Here is an 18,841-nt window from a genome sequence, read left to right on the forward strand (position 1 = left end):
AGACATGAAACTCACCGTGGTCGGCGGCGGCTCGACCTACACCCCCGAACTCATCGACGGCTTCGCCCGGCTCAGGGACACCCTGCCCGTCGAGGAGCTGGTCCTGGTGGACCCGGCGGCCGACCGCCTGGAGCTGGTCGGCGGCCTGGCCCGGCGGATCTTCGCCAAGCAGGACCACCCCGGCCGGATCGTCACCACCTCCGACCTGGACGCGGGCGTGGAGGGCGCCGACGCCGTGCTGCTCCAGCTGCGCGTCGGCGGCCAGGCCGCCCGCCAGCAGGACGAGACCTGGCCGCTGGAGTGCGGCTGCGTCGGCCAGGAGACCACCGGCGCCGGCGGCCTGGCCAAGGCGCTGCGCACCGTCCCGGTCGTGCTGGACATCGCCGAGCGGGTGCGCCGCACCAACCCGGACGCCTGGATCATCGACTTCACCAACCCGGTCGGCATCGTCACCCGCGCCCTGCTGGAGGCCGGGCACCGGGCGGTCGGCCTGTGCAACGTGGCCATCGGCTTCCAGCGCAAGTTCGCGAAGCTGCTCGGCGTGGCCCCGCACGACGTCCACCTGGACCACATGGGCCTGAACCACCTCACCTGGGAGACCGGGGTGCGCCTGGGCGGCCCCGAGGGCGAGAACGTGCTGCCCCGGCTGCTGGCCGAGCACGGCGACGCCGTCGCCGAGGACCTGCGGCTGCCCCGCCCGGTCCTGGACCGCCTCGGCGTGGTCCCCTCGTACTACCTGCGCTACTTCTACGCGCACGACCAGGTGGTGGAGGAGCTGCGCACCAAGCCGTCCCGGGCCGCCGAGGTGGCCGCGATGGAGCGCGAGCTGCTGGAGATGTACGGCGACCCGGCGCTGGACGAGAAGCCGGCCCTGCTCGCCAAGCGCGGCGGCGCCTACTACTCGGAGGCGGCCGTGGACCTGGCCGCGGCCCTGCTCGGCGGTGGCGGCAGCCCGTACCAGGTGGTCAACACCTACAACCGGGGCACGCTGCCCTTCCTGCCGGACGACGCGGTGATCGAGGTGCAGGCGGCCGTCGGCGCCAAGGGCGCCACCCCGCTGCCGGTGGCCCCCGTGGACCCGCTGTACGCGGGCCTGGTGGCCCATGTGACGGCGTACGAGCGACTCGCCCTGGAGGCGGCCCTGCACGGCGGCCGGGAGCGGGTCTTCCGCGCGCTGCTCGCCCACCCCCTGATCGGCCAGTACTCCTACGCCGAGACCCTCACCGACCAGCTGATCGCACACAACCGGGAGCATCTCGCGTGGGCCTGACCGCAAGCGTCCTCGCCATCGACGCGGGCAACAGCAAGACCGACGTCGCGGTCGTGGCGGCCGACGGAAGCGTCCTCGCCACGGCCCGCGGCGGCGGGTTCCGCCCGCCCGTGGTGGGCGTGGAGACGGCCGTGGACGTCCTCGCCGACGCCGTCACGCGCGCCTGCGCCGAGGCGGGCGTCGCCTCGGTCGCCCATGTGTCGGCCTGTCTGGCCAACGCCGACCTGCCCGTGGAGGAGGAGCAGCTGGCGGCGGCCCTGCACGCGCGCGCGTGGGGCACGAGCGTCGAGGTCCGCAACGACACGTTCGCCATACTGCGCGCGGGTGTGGCCGAGCCGCGCGGGGTGGCGGTGGTCTGCGGCGCCGGCATCAACTGCGTCGGCATGCGCCCGGACGGCCGCACGGCCCGCTTCCCGGCGATAGGCCGCATCTCCGGTGACTGGGGCGGCGGTTCGGGCCTGGCGGAGGAGGCCCTGTGGTACGCCGCCCGCGCCGAGGACGGCCGCGGCGAGCCGACCGCGCTGGTGCGCACGTTGCCCGGTCACTTCGGACTCGACTCCATGTACGCCCTCATCGAGGCGCTGCACCTGGAGCACGTCGACCCGGAGCGCCGCCACGAGCTGGCCCCCGTGCTGTTCGCGACGGCCGCCGAGGGCGACCCGATCGCCCGCTCGATCGTGGAACGCCTGGCCGAGGAGGTGGTGGCCATGGCGGTGGTCGCCCTGGGCCGGCTGGACCTGCTGGACGAGGAGGCCCCGGTGCTGCTGGGGGGCAGCGTCCTGGCCGCCCGCCACCCGCAGCTCGACGCGTCGCTGCGCGAACGCCTGGCCGCGCGCGCCCCGAAGGCCGTGCCGCAGGTGGTCACCGCCCGCCCGGTCCTGGGCGCGGCCCTGCTGGGCCTGGACCACGTGGGGGCGCCGGCCGGGGTGCAGGAGCGGGTGCGGGCGTACTTCGGGGGCTGAACGGGCGGTGCACGCACCACGGACACGGGCCGGCACGCGGGTGACCGGCCCGTGTTCCATGTGTGCCGGGGGAACCGAACCGTTCCGCTTCACGTGTTCCTGAGCAGGGGGGGGCGTGCGCCGGGCGCGCGGCCGGGTTCCCCGCCGCGATCGGAGCAAGATCGGGCGAAGGCCGGTGCGGATCCCGGTCAGGACAGGGATACTTGCGGCGACGGATGACCATGGGGGGGTCAGCAGTGACACACTCGCCGAACAGCAGCGTGGCGCCGCCGCACCCCGGCGCGCCCGCGACACCCGCCGTGCCGCCGCAGCCCGGTGCGCCCGCCGGGCCGGGCGGCCGGACGCCGTCGGCCCCGGCGCCGGTTCCCGCGCCGCCGCGCCGCACGGCGTTCGCCGAGGGCCTGGACCGGCTGCGCGCCGCCGCCGTCACCGGGCCGGGCAGGCTGCGGGCGATCGGCGCGCTCCTGGCACTGCTCGTCCTCGCGTTCGGCGCCGCCGCCGCCTGGCAGAGCGGCGACCGGCGGACCGCCGCCCATGACGTCCTGCACCGCAGCCAGCCCCTCAGCTCCGAGGCGGCCGGGATCTACCGCTCCCTCGCCGACGCCAACACCATGGCGAGCAGCGGCTATCTGGCGGGCCTCCAGGAGACGCAGACGACCCGGCGACGCTACGAGTCGGACATCAGCACCGCCGCCCAGGGCCTGGTGACCGCCGCCGCCAACTCCGCGCCCGGCTCCCCGGCGGCGAAGACCATCGGCGACCTCAACGAGCTGCTGCCGCGCTACAAGGGCCTGGTGGAGTCGGCGCGCGCCAACAACCGGCAGGGCTTCCCGGTCGGCGGCGCCTATCTGCGCACCGCCAACACCCTGATGCAGCAGCAGATGCTCCCGGCCGCCGAGACGCTGTACCGCAACGAGAACGGGCGGCGCAGCGCCGACTACGGCGACGCGACGCCCTACCCGTGGGCCGCCGTCGCGCTCGGCGTGCTCGCCCTGGCCGCGCTCGGCTGGGCCCAGCGCCGCGAGTACCGGCGGACCAACCGGGTGCTGAACCGGGGCCTGGTGGGGGCCACCGCCGCGACCGCCGCCGTCCTGCTGTGGCTGGTCGCCGGGCACGGCCTCGCCCGCTCCGCCCTGGACGACTCCCGGCGCGACGTGGACTCGCTGAACGTGCTGCACGACGCCCGGATCGCCTCCCTCAAGGCGCGCGGCGACGAGAACCTCACCCTGGTCAGCCGGGGCGCGGAGACCAGGACCCTGCCGGGCGGCAAGGTGAGGGACGCCTACGACTGGAACTACGACCAGGAGATCGGCGACCTCACCGGCAAGCTGGCGCGGGCCGCGGCCATCGCCGACGACGCGGCGGGCCGCGCACCGGTGCGGGCCGCGAGCGAGTCGGTGAAGGTCTGGAAGTCCCGGCACGCGCTGGCCCGCCAGGCCGACGACGCCGGGGACTACCGCACGGCCCGCGACCGGGTCATCGGCACCGGCGCGACGGACGGCAAGAGCGCGAAGGACGAGTCGACGGGTGCGTGCTTCGACGACGTCGACGCCGCGCTCAGGACGGCGATCGACCACGAGACGGCGAAGTTCGAGGACGCCGCGCAGGACGGGCTCGGCGCGATGGGCCTGCTGCCCGAGGGCGCCGCCGCCCTGGCCCTGCTCGGCGGGGCCGGCGCCCTGCTGGGCATCGGGCGAAGGCTGTCGGAGTACCGGTGAGAGTGAGAGGGGGCGTGACAAGGGTGGAAGGAGGCGTGCGGATGCGCATGCGGCGACTGCGGTCCGGTCTAAGGGGCTGGGGCGGTGTGGGCGCGATGGCGGTCGTCTGCGTCCTGGCGCTGGCGTTCGTCCTGGTGCTGCCCGCCACCCGGTCGCACGGCGGGCCTCCCCCGGCCGCGGGCGGCGCCGGGGCGGCTCAGGGCGTGCAGGCCAGGGCCGGCGACTGCGACGACGGCGACGCGCAGAACCGCAGTCTGGCACCGGCCGACGCGGACGGCCCCGCCGTCGAGCGGATCAGGAAGCGCGGCTCCCTGGTGGTCGGCGTCGACCAGAACAGCTTCGCCTGGGGCTACCGCAACCCGAACAGCACCTCCGACGACCTGGACGGCTTCGACATCGCCCTGGCCCGCCGGATCGCGCAGGACCTGCTGGGCAGCCCGACGAAGGTCACCTTCCGGGCCATCCCGACCAACGAGCGCGAACACGCGGTGGAGAGCGGCCGGGTCGACCTGGTGGTGCGCACCATGACCATCACCTGCAAGCGCCTGGAGAAGGTGGCGTTCTCCGCGCCGTACTTCCTCACCGGCCAGCAGGTCCTCGCGCCGCGCACCTCGCCGATCACCGGTTACGACGCGTCCCTCGCCGGCAAGAAGGTGTGCTCGGCGACCGGTTCGACCGCCTACGACCACCTGTCCGCCGACCGGAAGAGCGGTGCCCTGCCCGCGTCCACGGACATCTCCACCACCGTCCCCAACCAGCTGGACTGCCTGGTGCGTCTCCAACTGGGCGACGTGGACGCGGTGGTGACCGACGGCGCGCTCGCCGCCAGCCAGGCCGCGCAGGACCCGGCCGTGGAGCTGAAGGGCGGCACCTTCACCAAGGAGTACTACGGCGTGGCGATGCGGCGGGGCGCCGACGATCTGGTACGTCAGGTCAACCGCAGCCTGGAGGACTACCGCAAGGACGGGGGCTGGAAGGCGGCGTACGACCACTGGCTGTCCGCCACCCTGGGTAAGGATTCGGAGTCGGCGACTCCGCCGGCACCGGCCTACCGGTGACCCCGGCCCGCACGGGCCGCGGACGAAGAGGCCACCGAGCGGCGCAGGGCCGACGGACCACGAAGAGCAGCGAGAGGTGATCGATGGGCGGCGCGGACCCCGCCGGGCCGGTGCTGGACCGGGACGAGGTGGACCGTGCGCTGGCGCGGCTCGGCGCGGAGCACGAGGCGATCGAGACCTCGCTGCTCGCCCTCCAGGACCACGCGGGCCGCAGGCTCCTCGAAGGCGCCCGGCTGACCGGGGTCACCGAGGAGCGCTGGGCGGTGACGGAGGCGTCGATATCACTGCTGTGGGCGTACTTCGACGCCTACGCGGGCGCGTTGCGCACCGCCCGTGAGATCCGCGCCCGCCGCCGCTGGTCCAGCCGCGAGGACCTGGTGGAGCTGACCGAACTGCTGCGCGGCGCGAGCGTCACGGTCCCCGGCGCCGCTGCGGTCGGCGCGCCCGCGCTGGCCGAGGCGGGACGCCTGAGCCGATCCTTCTCGCTGGCCGAGCTGGTGGACCGGATGAACGAGCTGTACGCGAGCAGCCTGGACATGGTGGTCGCGGCGGACGCCGTGTGGTCGGCGCTGCCCGCCCGTATCGACCTGCTCGCCGCCGAACTCCAGCGCACCCGGCGGCTCGCGCACTCGGTGGGCGTACGCCCCGGCGAACACCCGGCGGGCGACGACCTGGAGCGCATCACCCGCACCCTGACCCGGCTGCGCGAGCAGGTGGTCAGCGACCCGCTCGCCCACTGGGTGCCCGCGCAGGGCAGTTCGGCGCCGGGCGGCGGGCGGCCCGACACCACGGTGTACGACCGCGAGGCGCGGGCGCTGGAGGAGGTGCGCCGGGAGATCGACGCCGTGCTCGGGGTGCGCCAGGACGCCGAACAGCGGCTGATCCGGCTGCGGGACGTGCTCTCGCGCGCCGACCGCACCCTCGCCGAGGCGCGCACCGCGCGCGGTGAGGTGCTGGCGAAGATCGCCGCCACCGAGGTGCCCGTGGTCAGCGGCCCGCCGACCGCGCTCCAGGAGCAGTTGTCGGCGGCGGCCGAGTACCGCAGGCAGGCCCAGTGGCACCGGCTGTCGCCGCTGCTGGAGTCCCTCGAACAGAAGGCCGAGGACGAACTGCTGCGCGCCCGCGAGTCGTTGACGGCGGTCACCGCGCCGCTGGCGGTCCGCGCCGAGTTGCGCGGCCGCCTCGACGCGTACCGGGCCAAGGTGACCCGGCACGGCCTGGCGGAGGACCCGCTGCTGGTCGAGCGGTACGACGCGGCCCGCCGCATGCTGTGGAGCGCCCCCTGCGACCTGCGGGTGGCCGAACAGGCGGTGCTGCGCTACCAGCACGCGGCGGCGGAACTGCTGGGCGCGGCACGGGTGCCGCGCCAGGGCGGTCCTCGGGACGGCGACGGTGGGGGGGAGTCATGAGTCAGGCGGGGCAGACCTGTCAGCGGCCGGACTGCGGCGGGGCGTACGAGGACGTGGGCGGCGGTGAGCTGTACTGCGACACCTGCGGCCTGGCGCCGGTGGTGTCGGCGACCGGCCTGGTGACCTCCGCCCCCACGGGGGCCGTGGGCGGCGGCAACGGCTCGGCGGCGAGCGGCGGTTCGCGTGCCGGCGAGCGTACGTCGTCGCAGTCGTCGCAGTCGTCGAGGTCGCCCCGGTCGGTGTCGGGGCGGCTGTCGCGCTCGGTGTCGGGGCGGTCCACCAGCCGGTCGGTGTCGGTGCGCAGCTCGGGTTCGGCGGCGGGCTCCTCGGGCCGCGCCCGGCTGGGGGCCGGTCTGGTGCAGGTGCCGCAGGTGCCGCGGCCCGACCCGCGCTCGATGGTGCTGGAGAACCCGGAGGTACCCGAGCGCAAGCGGTTCTGCTCGCGCGCGGACTGCGGGGCGCCGGTGGGCCGGGCGCGCGGCGAGCGGCCCGGCCGCACGGAGGGCTTCTGCACCAAGTGCGGCCATCCGTACTCGTTCGTGCCCAAGCTGCGCGCCGGGGACGTCGTGCACGGCCAGTACGAGGTCGCCGGGTGCCTGGCGCACGGCGGTCTGGGCTGGATCTACCTGGCCGTGGACCGGGCCGTGGCCGACCGGTGGGTGGTTCTCAAGGGCCTGCTGGACACCGGCGACCAGGACGCGATGGCGGCGGCCATCTCCGAGCGGCGCTTCCTCGCGGAGATCGAGCACGCCAACATCGTGCGGATCTACAACTTCGTGGAGCACCTGGACCAGCGCACCGGCTCCCTCGACGGCTACATCGTCATGGAGTACGTCGGCGGCAAGTCGCTGAAGGAGATCGCCAACGCCCGCCGCACCCCGGACGGACGGCGCGACCCGCTGCCGGTGGAGCAGGCGTGCGCGTACGGCATCGAGGCGCTGGAGGCGCTCGGCCATCTGCACAGCCGCAACCTGCTGTACTGCGACTTCAAGGTCGACAACGCGATCCAGACCGAGGACGAGCTGAAGCTGATCGACATGGGCGCGGTGCGCCGGGCGGACGACGACGAGTCGGCCATCTACGGCACCGTGGGCTACCAGGCGCCCGAGGTCGCGGAGACCGGCCCCTCGGTGGCCAGCGACCTGTACACGGTGGGCCGTACGCTCGCGGTGCTCACCTTCGACTTCCAGGGCTACACGAACACCTACGCCGACTCGCTGCCCGACCCGGACACCATCGAGGTGTTCCGGCGCTACGAGTCCTTCTACCGGCTGCTGGTGCGCGCCACCGATCCGGACCCGGCCCGCAGGTTCGCCTCCGCGCAGGAGATGGCCGAGCAGCTGACGGGGGTGCTCCGGGAGGTCGTGTCGCTCCAGACGGGCCGGGCCCGGCCGGCGCTGTCGACGCTGTTCGGCCCGGAGACCAGGGTCACCGACACGGAGCTGTTCCCGCCGCTGGACGGGGACGTGTCCCGGCTGGGCGCGCGGGCGCCCGTCGGGCGCGGACGCGGCCGGGCGGCTCCGGCGCCCGCCCCGGCGCTCGGCCCCGCTCCTGGCGCGCCCGCGCCCGCCCTGACCGCAGGAAGCGCCGGAGGCGCCCCGGCCGCCGTGAGCGCCCCGGGCGCCGCTCCCGCCCTGGTGCGGCCGGTGGACGCCCCGGCGGCGGCCCTCGCCCTGCCCGTGCCGCACGTCGACACCACCGACCCCAACGCGGGCTTCCTGGCGGGCCTGCTGGCCTCCGCGCCCGCCGAGCTGATCCCCGCGCTGGCCGCCGCGCCCGCGCAGTCCACCGAGACCCGGCTGCGCCTGGTCCGCGCCCGGCTGGAGACCGGCGAGAGCGCCGACGCCCTCCAGGTGCTGCGCGGCCTGGAGGAACAGCACCCCGACGACTGGCGGGTGGTCTGGTACCGGGGCCTGGCGTCCCTGGTCACCGCCGACCACGAGGAGGCGGCGCTCGCCTTCGACGCGGTCTACGACGCCTTCCCCGGCGAGATCGCGCCCAAGCTGGCGCTCGGCCTGTGCGCCGAGGTGCTCGGCCAGCTCGACAACGCCGCCGAGTACTACCGCCTGGTCTGGGCGAGCGACCCGAGCCATGTGAGCGCGGCGTTCGGCCTGGCCCGGGTCCAGCTCGCCGGCGGCGACCGGCGCGCGGCCGTAGGAACCCTGGAGTCGGTCCCGGAGTCCTCCGTGCACTGCACGGCGGCCAGGGTGGCGGCGGTACGGGCCCGGCTGCGGCACCGTACGGCGCTCGCCTCCGACACGCCGTTCCAGGAGGATCTGACGGCCGCCGCCGCCCAGGTGGAGGCGCTGCGCGCGCACGGTCTTGACCCGGCGCGGCGCGAGTCGCTGTCGGCCGAGGTTCTCGGCTGCGCGCTGGACTGGATACTCTCCGGGGGCAGGGCCGCGGATCCGTCCCCGGGACGGGTGCTGCTCGGCAGCGACCTGGACGAGCGGGGACTCCGCTTCGGCCTGGAGCGTACGTACCGCACGCTGGCCCGGCTGGCGCCCGGCGGTGAGGAGAGGATCGACCTGGTGGAACGTGCCAACCGTTACCGCCCCCGGACATGGGTGTAGTTGATGTCGCAGATGCACCAGCAGGCCGCCGCCCTGACGAACTGCCCGAGCTGCGCGGAGCCGCTCGAATCGGGTGACCGTTTCTGCGGCGCCTGCGGATTCGACCTGTCCGCGGCCGCCGCGGCGCCGTCCGGCACGCCGACGGCCGCCATGCACACCGGCGCGGTGCCGCGCCCGTCCGCCCCGGCCGAGGACGGCGCCGCGGACGAGGAGTGGCCGCTCGCCCCGCAGTCGGACAGCTCCGGCGGGGCGCGCATGCAGCGCCCCACGGATCTGCCCGGCACCGACTCGGGCGGCTCGCCGCTGCCCGCGCAGGGGCAGCCGGCACCACAACAGCCGGGCGCGGGCGTGCGGTTCGACCGCGCGGCCGGGTCCGAGCCCGAGGAGTACCCGTTGCAGGCACCGGATCCGCGCGGACCCGTCCCCGGCGCGCAGGACGCGCCCGGCACCCCGGCGGAGCCCGCCGCCCAGGCCGCCACCGCCGTGTGTGTGGCCTGCCGCGCGGGCCGGGTGGACGACGACGGCTACTGCGAGAACTGCGGGCACGCCCAGCCGCGCGAACGCGACCACATGGAGCGGGAGTCGGGGCCCGTGGCGGCGGTCAGCGACCGCGGGCGGCGCCACCACCGCAACGAGGACGCGTTCGCGATCGGCAACGCGGTGCTGCCCGGCGGCTCGCCCGCCGCGGTGGCCGTCGTCTGCGACGGCGTGTCCTCCGCGACCCGCCCCGACGAGGCGTCCCTGGCCGCGTCCCGGGCGGCGAGCGCCACTCTGCTGGAGGCCCTGCCCCGGGGCGTCCACCCGCAGCAGGCGATGCACGAGGCGATCGTCGCCGCCGCGCGGTCGGTCGACGCGCTCGCCGAGGAGCCCGCAGCGGACCGCGAGCACTCCCCGCAGCAGAACTCCCCCGCCTGCACGCTCGTCGGCGCGGTCGTCACCGCCGGGCTGCTGGTGGTCGGCTGGGTCGGCGACAGCCGCGTCTACTGGGTGCCGGTGGACCGCTCGGCGCCGCCGGCCCGGCTCACCGAGGACGACTCGTGGGCCGCGCAGATGGTGGCCGCCGGGCTGATGAGCGAGGCGCAGGCGTACGCCGACGAGCGCGCCCACGCGATCACCGGCTGGCTCGGCGCGGACGCCTACGAACTGGAGCCGCACACCGCGTCGTTCAAGCCGGACCGGCCCGGAGTGGTCGTGGTCTGCACGGACGGCCTGTGGAACTACGCGGAGACGGCCGAGGAGATGGCCGAGGTGCTGCCCCGGGACGCCGCCGACCGCCCGCTGCACAGCGCCCGGGTGCTGGTCGGCCACGCGCTCGACGGCGGGGGCCACGACAACGTAACAGTGGCGCTGCTGCCGTTCCCGGTCGCGCCGCAGGGGGCAGGATCGGCCTGAGGGACCGGACCGGGCGGGGCGGCCACGGGTACGGGGAGCGCCGGTGGACCGGAAGGGGCCGGTCCGCAAGAACCGCACAGTCGTCGGCCCCGCTCACGGGGCCCGGAGGGGGATCTGGCAAGGCATGGCCAACTTCTCGAAGTCCAGCGTGCCGCAGTTCTCGGTGGACGTGTACCAGAACGAGTACCTGCCCGAGGGCGGGCGCGAGGTCAACGCCGTCGTCACGGTGACGGCGACCGGCGGCGGCACCATCGGGAGCGCGGCCGGCGCCCCGCATCCGTCCGCCACCGGTGAGGGGCCGTCCGCGGCGGTGGTCGTCATGGTCGACTGCTCGGGCTCGATGGACTATCCGCCGGCCAAGATGCGCAACGCCCGCGAGGCCACGGCCGCCGCGATCGGCACGCTGCGCGACGGGGTGCGGTTCGCGGTGGTCGCCGGGACGCACCGGGCCACCGAGGTCTATCCGGGCGGCGGCAGGCTCGCCGTCGCCGACTCCGTCACCCGCGGCCACGCCAAGCTGGCGCTGCGCAAGCTCGGCGCGGGCGGCGGCACCGCCATCGGCACCTGGCTGCGGCTCGCCGACCGGCTGCTCGCCTCGGAGGACGTGGCCATCCGGCACGGCATCCTGCTCACCGACGGGCGCAACGAACACGAGTCGCCCGAGGACCTGCGGGCGGCGCTCGACGCGTGCGCCGGGCGCTTCACCTGCGACGCCCGGGGCGTGGGCACCGACTGGGAGGTGAAAGAGGTCACCGGGATCGCCTCCGCGCTGCTCGGCACCGCCGACATCGTCGCCGACCCGGCGGGCCTGGCCGCCGACTTCGCGCAGATGATGGAGACGGCGATGGGCAAGGAGGTCGCCGATGTCGCCCTGCGGGTGTGGACACCGGTCGGCACGACGATCCGGTTCGTCAAGCAGGTCGCGCCCACGGTGGAGGACCTGACCGGCCGCCGCGCCGAGGCGGGACCGCGCGCCGGGGACTATCCGACCGGCTCCTGGGGCGACGAGTCCCGCGACTACCACCTGTGCGTCGAGGTGCCCGCGGCCCACCTGGGCCAGGAGATGCTGGCGGCCCGGGTCTCCCTGGTGGTGCCGCAGCCGGACGGCGGCGCCCGGAACCTCGGCGCCCAGGGGCTGGTACGGGCCGTGTGGACCGACGACGTGGCCGCCTCCACCTCGATCAACCCCCAGGTCGCCCACTACACCGGGCAGGCCGAACTGGCACAGGTCATCCAACAGGGCCTCGATCTCCGCAAAGCGGGCGATTCCGATGGAGCGACGGCCAGACTGGGGCGGGCGGTCCAGCTCGCCGCCGCCTCGGGGAACGCGGATACGGCCAAGCTGCTCTCCAAGGTGGTGGACGTGGTGGACGCGGCGGCGGGTACTGTGCGACTGAAGGCGAAGGTCGAGGAAGCCGACGAGATGACTCTCGAGACCCGGTCCACAAAGACTGTTCGTGTAAAGAAGTGACCTGAAAGACAGCGAGCCCGGCCCCTCGGGGTGGGAGAAAACCCGGTCGACGCGACCGGACAGGAGAGGGGGAAGCGCCGACATGCCGACCTGCCCGAACGGACACCAGTCGGGTTCCGACGACTGGTGCGAGGTCTGCGGTCACCGCATGGCCGGTGCCGTACCGCCCCCGCCCCCGCCGCCGCCCCCGGTCGGCGGCTACGGCTTCCCGCCCGCGCCCGGTCCCGGCGGACCCGGTGGCCAGGGCGGACCCGGCGGTCCCGGCGGCCCCGGTCCGGCCGGCGGTTTCCCGCCCCCCTCCGCCGGGCCCGGCGGCCGGGCGGAGCTGTGCCCGCAGTGCCGTACGCCCCGGGAGGGCGGCGCGCCGTTCTGCGAGGAGTGCCGCTGGAACTTCCTGACGAACACCGCCACCTCGTACACCCCGGCCGCGCCGCGCCCGCAGAACCCGGGCCCCGGCCCGCGCTTCCCGCAGGCACCCGGCCCGTCCTACGGCGGCGGTGACTCCTACGAGTACCAGGGCTCCCGGCCCTCACAGGTGAACCGGCCCGCCGAGCCGATCCCGCCCTTCGGCGCGGAGCCCGGTGGCCAGGGCGGACCCGGCGGCCCGGGTGCGCCCGGCGGCTTCGGCCGGCCCGGTGGCCCCGGTGCGCCCGGCGGACCCGGTGGCCAGGGCGGCTTCGGCGCGGACCCGTCGCGCCCGGTCCCGCCGCCCCCCGGCCCGACCCCGCCCGCCGGTCCCGGTGGTCCGGGCGGATTCGGCAACCCCGGCCGACAGGGCGGCCCCGACGGACCGGGCGGTCCCGGCGGCTTCGGCGACTCCGGTCGGCAGGGCGGCGGTCCCCACGGGCCCGGCGGCCAGGGCGACTTCGGCCGTCCCCAGGGCCCCGGCGGCCAGGGCAACCCCAACGGGCCAGGTGGCCAGGGCGGCTTCGGCGGTCCCAGTGGTCCTGGTGGTCCTAACGGTCCCGGCGGCTTCGGCAACCCCGCAGGCCCCGGCGGACCCGGCGGCCCCGGCCAGCAGGGCGGCCCCCACGGGCCCGGCGGTCAGGGCGGCTTCGGCGGTCCTGGTGGCCCTGGTGGTCCTGGTGGTCCTGGTCAGCAGGGCGGCCCCAACGGACCCGGCGGCCCCGGCGGTTTCGGCAACCCCACAGGTCCCGGCGGTCCCGGCGGACCCGGCCAGCAGGGCGGCCCCAGCGGGCCGGGTGGTCCGGGTGGTCCGGGCGGTCCCGGTCAGCAGGGCGGGCCCGGCGGTCCCGGTGGCGCCGCGCAGGCGTTCCACCGGTCCGGCCCGCCCGCGCCGCCCGCGTTCCCGCAGGAGACGAACCGGCCGCAGCCGGGCGGCCCCGGCGGGCCCGGCGGCTTCGGCGGGGACGACGACTGGGTGCTGTCCCCGCCTTCGTCCACCGACCCCGGCGGGCAGGGCGGCCAGGGCGGCGGCTACGGCTATCCGCAGCCCGGCTCCCCGCAGTCGCCGCCCTCCTCACCGTTCCCGCAGCAGCCACAGCAGCCGGCGACCTGGACGGCGACGATCGGGCCGGACCGCGACTACTTCATGGCGATGATGCAGCGCTCGGGCCCCGAGGCCGCGGGCCTGAACCTGCCCGCGTACTCGCCCGAGCAGCAGCGCACGCTCGGCGGCGGCCAGGTCACCATCGGCCGGCGTCGGCACTCCACCGGCGACACCCCCGACATCGACCTGTCGGTGCCGCCGGAGGACCCGGGCGTCTCGCACCAGCACGCGGTGCTCGTCCAGCAGCCGGACGGCGGCTGGGCGGTCGTCGACCAGAACTCGACCAACGGCACCACCGTCAACGGCGGCGAGGAGCCCATCCAGCCCTTCGTGCCGGTGCCGCTCCAGGACGGCGACCGGGTGCACGTGGGCGCCTGGACGACGATCACGGTGCGGCGCGGCTGACCCGCGCCGCCGTAGGGATCACCCCGGCAGAGGCCAGCGGTGCGGCCCCCGCGGGTCGTCGAGCCACGCCCAGGCCCGCCCGTCGCACACGGTGACGCCGTAGCGCTCCCGCGGCGGGCGGCCCGCGCGCTCCCACAGGGCGTGGGCCTCGCGCGGGCCGGTCCGCCCCCGGGTCAGGGCCAGCAGGAAGCGGAAGTCGTCGTCCTCCCGGGCCCGCGCGGGCACCCCGCGCAGGTCCGGGAGCGGCGCGTCCGGGCCGCCGCCGGTGCCGCGCAGCGGGACGAAGTAGGCGGCGGTGTCGAGGAACGGACCCTCGGCGTGCGCGGCGTCCCGCACGGTCAGCGTCACCAGGCCGGTGGCGAGCGGGGTCAGGATCCGGGCGCCGGGCACGCACTGGGCGAGCCAGGCGCGCGGGACGGTGGGCAGCGCGCAGGTGGCGATGATCCGGTCGTAGGGGGCGCGTTCGGGGACCCCGCGGGCGCCGTCGCCCGTGACCACCGCCGGGTGGTGGCCCGCGGCGGCCAGATGGCACCGGGCCGCCTCGGTGATCTCCGGTTCCAGGTCGACGGTGGTGACGAGGCCGTCGTCGCCGAGCCGGTGGGCGAGCAGGGCCGCGTTGTAGCCGGTGCCCGCGCCGACCTCCAGGACCCGGTCTTCGTCGGCGGGCCGCAGTTCGGCCAGCATCTGGGCCATCAGCGAGGGCTGGCTGCTGGAGGAGACCAGTTCGCCGTCGCGCAGCCGGGTGGCGAGCGGCACGTCCTCGTAGGCGCCGCGCAGCCACCGTTCGCGCGCCGCGGCATCCGGGCTCTGGCCCCAGCGGCGTTCGTGGCCGCCGGGCCCGGCGACGTAGTAGTACGGCACGAACAGGTGCCGCGGCACCCGGGCGAACGCCTCCCGCCACACCGGGTCGGCCGCCCACGCCCCGCTCGCCTCGATCTCGCGCACCAGCCGCGCCCGCGCCTCGGCGGCGAGGCCGTCCCAGTCCTGCTCGTCGGTCCCGACAGCGTGCGCGCCCATGCCTCCACTGTGCTGCGCGGAGCGCCGCGAGGCGAGCACCGGCGCCGGGCCGCGCCCTTCCCCCCGGCCGGGGGTGAACGGGTCCTAGGACGGGGTCCTCCGTCCGGCGGTCTGAGACGATGAACGGGTGAATGAGATTCGGCGCGGCACGCTTCAGGAGCAGACCTTCTACGAGCAGGTCGGTGGGGAGGAGACCTTCCGCCGGCTCGTGCACCGTTTCTACGAGGGGGTCGCGGGCGACCCCGAACTGCGGGCGATGTACCCGGAGGAGGACCTCGGTCCGGCGGAGGAGCGGCTGCGGCTGTTCCTGATGCAGTACTGGGGCGGCCCGACGACGTACGGCGAGCGGCGCGGCCATCCGCGGCTGCGGATGCGGCACGTGCCCTTCACGGTGGACCGCGCGGCGCACGACGCCTGGCTGCGGCACATGCGGACCGCTGTGGACGAGCTGGGCCTGTCCGAGGAGCACGAGCGGACGCTGTGGAACTACCTGACGTACGCGGCCGCCTCCATGATCAACACCCCGGGCTGAGCCGCCCGGCGCGCCCCGGCCCGATCCGCCCCAGTCCGATCCGCCCCGGCCCGAACCACCGGTTCTGAGCCACCGGCTGGCGTGCACGAGTCCGGAACGTCGCTCGGAGTCCCGCATTCCGGTCGTTCGACGCCGATTTCCGGTCACAATCCGATCAAGCTCGGTCTACAAGCGCTTACCCGTGCCCGGTCCCCTCTGACAGCATCGCCGAAAGGTCTGAACAACTACGGGGGAGCCGGGTGGCGGGGTTCACGGGATTCATCCTGTCGCGGGCGCGCGCCCACCGGCTGCTCCTGGCCGCCGCGGTGCTCTCGGTCCTGCTGACGACGGCCGTGCTGGCCACGCTCACCGCCTACTCCGGCGCGATCGGCGACGCCGCGCTGCGCCACTCGCTGCGGGACCCGCGCAACGCGGCCGGCACGACCCTGGTCGTCAAGGCCGACGTACCGCCCGCGCAGCGCGCCGCTGCCGACGCGGCCGTACGGAAGCAGGTCCGCACCGCATTCGACGGCCTGCCGGTGAGCGTGCACGCGCTGGCCCGCTCCGGCCCCTACTCCCTGCCGCGCACGCTCCAGCCGGCCGCGCAGCGCTCCGGCGACCCGGACCTGACGTACTTCGCCGCCCTGGAACCGGCCCAGGTGCGGCTGGTCTCCGGCAGCCTCCCGCGCGCCACCGCGACGGGCGAGCTCCAGGCCGCGCTGCCGCAGGCGGCGGCGCAGCGCCTGGGCCTGAAGCCCGGCGCCCGGCTGACCCTCGGCGACCGTCTGCGCGAGCGCGAGGTCCAGGTGCGGATCACCGGCCTGTACCGGCCCGTGCGGGCCGACGCGCCGTACTGGCAGCTGGACGACCTGGGCGGACGCGGTGTCCGCAAGGTCGACTTCACGACGTACGGGCCGCTGCTGGCCGACGCCGGGCTGCTCGCCGGGGACCGGGTGAGCGCCGGACAGACCGCCTGGCAGGCCGCCGCGGACTTCGGCACCCTGACCACCGGCCGGACCGGCGCGCTGCGCGACGCGGTCGGCGCGGGCGCGGCCGCCCTGAAGAAGACGACCGCCCTGGGCGCCACCCCGACCGTCACCACCACGCTGCCCGACGTCCTCGACCGGATCGACCGCTCCCTGCTGGTGGCCCGCTCGACCCTGCTGATCGCCGCGCTCCAGCTCGCGCTGCTCGCCGGATACGCGCTGCTGCTGGTGGCCCGGCTGCTGAGCAGCGAACGCGCCGGTGAGAGCCGGCTGCTGCGGGCCCGCGGCGGCTCCCGGGCCCGGCTGGCGGGCCTGGCCGCCACGGAGGCGCTGCTGCTGGCCGTGCCGGCCGTGGTGTGCGCGCCGCTGCTCGCCGGGCCGCTGACCCGGCTGCTGGCCGGGCAGGGCGCCCTGGCCCGGATCGGGCTGCATCCGGACGTCCCGGTGACCGGCGGCCCCGGGGTGTGGCTGGTCGCCGCCGCGGTGGCGCTGGGCTGCGCGCTCGCGGTGACGCTGCCCGCCCTGACCTCCTCCCTCGCGCCCGGCCGCCGCGCCCGCGCGCTGCCCGCGCCGCTGCGGTCGGGCGCCGACGTCGGCCTGCTGGCGGTGGCCGGTGTCGCCTACTGGCAGCTGAACCAGCAGTCCTCCGGCGCGGTCGGCGGCGACAGCGCCGGCGGGCTCGGCATCGACCCGCTGCTGGTCACCGCGCCCGCGCTCGCCCTGCTGGCCGGCACGGTGCTGACCCTGCGGCTGCTGCCGCCGGTGGCGCGGCTGGCCGAGCGGCGGGCGGCCGGCGGCCGCGGACTGCCGACCGCGCTGGCCGGCTGGCAGTTCAGCCGCCGCCCCACCCGCGGCGCCGGACCGGTGCTGCTGCTGGTGCTGGCCATCGCGCTGGGCATGCTGGCGATCGGCCAGAACGCCTCCTGGGACCGCTCGCAGGACGACCAGGCCGACTTCCTCGCCGGTGCGCCGGTGCGGGTGATGGGCGCGGGCGAGGGCGGCCTCGGCCGCACCGAGCAGTACGCGGCCGTCCCGCACGTGCGGTCCGCCGCCCCCGCCGTCCGCTCCTCGCTGCCGCTGTCCGGCGACCGGACGGCGACCGCCCTCGCCCTGGACACCACCACCGCCTCCGGCGCGGTGCTGATGCGCCCCGACCTGGCGCCGCAGCCGGTGACGCCGATGCTCGCGCAGCTGGCCCCCAAGGGCGCGGCGGCGGGCGTGCCGGTGCCGCAGGGCACCACCCGGCTGCGCCTGACGACGGCCGTGCGCGGCACCCCGGCCGAGCGTCCGGCGCCCTCGGTCGACCTGGCGGTCACCGTCGAGGACCGGTACGGCGTCCCCTACCGCACGTCCCTGCCCGCGCTGCCCGCCGACGGCCGCGCCCGCCCCCTCGACCTGCGCCTGCCGCCCGGCGCGGGCCCGCTGACGCTGACCGGCCTGGACCTGACCGTGACCCAGCCGGTCGACCGGGCCGCCGAGCACCGTCTGACCGTGTCCCGGATCGAGACCGTCGGCGACGGCGGCACGACACGGGCGCTGACCCTGCCGACGACCTGGACGGCGGTCTCCTCCGGCGGCGACCAGGACTCCTTCCCCGACCACAGGAACGCCCCGGCCGCCGCGAAGGTGACCTCGGCCCGGCCGCTGACGGTCACCTACGGCACCGGATACGTGCCGCGCGAGAACAGCTACGACCTGGACACGGTGAGCGTCCGGCTCCAGGTCGGGCGGCCCGCACGGACGGAGATCGCGGCGGTGGCCACCGACCGCTTCCTGGCCTCCGCGGGCGCCCGCACCGGACAGCGCATGGACGTCACGTTCGCCGGCCGCAACCTGCCGGTGCGGATCGTCCGCGCGGTGCACGAGCTGCCGACCACGTCCGGAGCGGGCCAGAGCGCCGCCCCGGACGCGGCCCACGACGGCGGAGGCATCCTGATGGACCTGCGGTCGGTGAACCGGCTGCTCCAGAGCGGCTACGGCGAGAGCGCCGAGCCCACCGAGTGGTGGCTGAGCACCGACCCCGCGCACACCGGCGACGTCGCCGCCGCCCTGCGCGCCCTGCCCGACGTCGACCCGGCGCAGGTCGTGGTGCGCGCCGAGATCGCCGACCGGCTGCGCGACGACCCGTTCGGCGCCGGACCGGCCGCCGCGTTCACGGCCGCGGCGGTGGTCGCGGCGGCGCTGGCCGCGCTCGGCTTCGCGGTGAGCGCGGCCGGGGCGCTGCGCGAACGGGACGCCGAGTTCGCGGTGCTGCGCGCCCTGGGCGCCCCGCGCCGCCAGCTCGCCCGGATGCTCGCCGCCGAACAGGGCGTGCTGGTGGCCCTCGCGCTGGTGGTCGGCGTGGCCCTGGGCACGGTCCTGACCCGGGCCGTGATCCCGCTGATCGTCCTGACCGGGCAGGCCGCGAAACCGGTGCCGTCGGTGCTGGTCCAGCTGCCGCCCGGCCAGGTGGCGCTGCTGCTCGCCGGTGTCGCCGCCGCACCGCTCGTCGTCACGGCGGTCATGACCCTGCGCCGGGCCGACCCGGCGGTGTCCCTTCGAGACCGCGGAGGTGAGTGA

The 18,841-nt window shown here is 76.2% G+C and carries 12 protein-coding genes; 11 read left to right on the forward strand and 1 reads right to left on the reverse strand.

All coding sequences use genetic code 11. The annotated features are described in order from the left end of the window. Window positions 1–4: 4 nt before the first annotated feature. The 9 genes from A8713_RS10570 (at window position 5) to A8713_RS10610 (ending at window position 13,768) form a co-directional block, all read left to right on the forward strand. Window positions 5–1,270 (forward strand): 6-phospho-beta-glucosidase, encoded by a 1,266-nt coding sequence (locus tag A8713_RS10570; RefSeq protein ID WP_064533188.1) that lies wholly within the window; start codon window positions 5–7, stop codon window positions 1,268–1,270. Continuing rightward, window positions 1,261–2,232: an N-acetylglucosamine kinase gene (locus A8713_RS10575; protein WP_064533189.1), complete on the forward strand. Its 972-nt coding sequence runs from the start codon at window positions 1,261–1,263 to the stop codon at window positions 2,230–2,232. Before A8713_RS10570 ends, A8713_RS10575 begins: the two co-directional genes overlap by 10 nt. Before the next feature lie 236 nt (window positions 2,233–2,468). Further along, complete coding sequence (locus A8713_RS10580) at window positions 2,469–3,950, forward strand: hypothetical protein (RefSeq protein ID WP_064533190.1); 1,482 nt, start codon at window positions 2,469–2,471, stop codon at window positions 3,948–3,950. Between the two features lie 41 nt (window positions 3,951–3,991). Further along, complete coding sequence (locus tag A8713_RS10585) at window positions 3,992–5,008, forward strand: glutamate ABC transporter substrate-binding protein (protein ID WP_064533191.1); 1,017 nt, start codon at window positions 3,992–3,994, stop codon at window positions 5,006–5,008. An 83-nt stretch (window positions 5,009–5,091) separates the two neighbouring features. Continuing rightward, complete coding sequence (locus tag A8713_RS10590) at window positions 5,092–6,417, forward strand: hypothetical protein (RefSeq protein ID WP_064533192.1); 1,326 nt, start codon at window positions 5,092–5,094, stop codon at window positions 6,415–6,417. Continuing rightward, window positions 6,414–8,990 carry a serine/threonine-protein kinase gene (locus tag A8713_RS10595; protein ID WP_064533193.1) on the forward strand — a complete coding sequence of 859 codons (2,577 nt, stop codon included), beginning with the start codon at window positions 6,414–6,416 and terminating at the stop codon, window positions 8,988–8,990. Before A8713_RS10590 ends, A8713_RS10595 begins: the two co-directional genes overlap by 4 nt. Window positions 8,991–8,993: 3 nt before the next feature. Beyond that, the gene (locus tag A8713_RS10600) at window positions 8,994–10,382 is read left to right on the forward strand and encodes a protein phosphatase 2C domain-containing protein (protein WP_064537419.1); all 1,389 of its coding nucleotides are present in this window, start codon (window positions 8,994–8,996) and stop codon (window positions 10,380–10,382) included. 124 nt (window positions 10,383–10,506) lie between these two features. Then, entirely contained in the window at window positions 10,507–11,853 is a 1,347-nt protein-coding gene (locus tag A8713_RS10605) for a vWA domain-containing protein (RefSeq protein ID WP_064533194.1), read from the forward strand. An 82-nt stretch (window positions 11,854–11,935) separates the two neighbouring features. Further along, window positions 11,936–13,768, forward strand: a complete 1,833-nt coding sequence (locus tag A8713_RS10610; RefSeq protein WP_064533195.1) for an FHA domain-containing protein — start codon at window positions 11,936–11,938, stop codon at window positions 13,766–13,768. A gap of 18 nt (window positions 13,769–13,786) precedes the next feature. Here the strand turns inward: A8713_RS10610 and A8713_RS10615 are convergent, their stop codons facing one another. Next, entirely contained in the window at window positions 13,787–14,785 is a 999-nt protein-coding gene (locus A8713_RS10615) for a methyltransferase domain-containing protein (protein ID WP_064533196.1), read from the reverse strand. Between the two features lie 127 nt (window positions 14,786–14,912). On the opposite strand from A8713_RS10615, the gene A8713_RS10620 reads away from it, so the two are divergent. After that, window positions 14,913–15,317, forward strand: a complete 405-nt coding sequence (locus A8713_RS10620; protein ID WP_064533197.1) for a globin — start codon at window positions 14,913–14,915, stop codon at window positions 15,315–15,317. A 239-nt stretch (window positions 15,318–15,556) separates the two neighbouring features. Beyond that, the gene (locus A8713_RS10625) at window positions 15,557–18,841 is read left to right on the forward strand and encodes an ABC transporter permease (RefSeq protein WP_064533198.1); all 3,285 of its coding nucleotides are present in this window, start codon (window positions 15,557–15,559) and stop codon (window positions 18,839–18,841) included.

This window comes from Streptomyces sp. SAT1 (assembly GCF_001654495.1).
In the GTDB taxonomy this organism is placed as follows: Bacteria; Actinomycetota; Actinomycetes; order Streptomycetales; family Streptomycetaceae; genus Streptomyces; species Streptomyces andamanensis.

Excerpts from the sequence above, each read along its gene's own strand:
- A8713_RS10610 (WP_064533195.1), top strand. The coding sequence starts at position 11,936 with ATGCCGACCTGCCCGAACGGACACCAGTCGGGTTCCGACGACTGGTGC.
- A8713_RS10600 (WP_064537419.1), top strand. The coding sequence starts at position 8,994 with ATGTCGCAGATGCACCAGCAGGCCGCCGCCCTGACGAACTGCCCGAGC.
- A8713_RS10590 (WP_064533192.1), top strand. The coding sequence starts at position 5,092 with ATGGGCGGCGCGGACCCCGCCGGGCCGGTGCTGGACCGGGACGAGGTG.
- A8713_RS10595 (WP_064533193.1), top strand. The coding sequence starts at position 6,414 with ATGAGTCAGGCGGGGCAGACCTGTCAGCGGCCGGACTGCGGCGGGGCG.
- A8713_RS10605 (WP_064533194.1), top strand. The coding sequence starts at position 10,507 with ATGGCCAACTTCTCGAAGTCCAGCGTGCCGCAGTTCTCGGTGGACGTG.
- A8713_RS10570 (WP_064533188.1), top strand. The coding sequence starts at position 5 with ATGAAACTCACCGTGGTCGGCGGCGGCTCGACCTACACCCCCGAACTC.
- A8713_RS10615 (WP_064533196.1), bottom strand. The coding sequence starts at position 14,785 with ATGGGCGCGCACGCTGTCGGGACCGACGAGCAGGACTGGGACGGCCTC.
- A8713_RS10585 (WP_064533191.1), top strand. The coding sequence starts at position 3,992 with ATGCGCATGCGGCGACTGCGGTCCGGTCTAAGGGGCTGGGGCGGTGTG.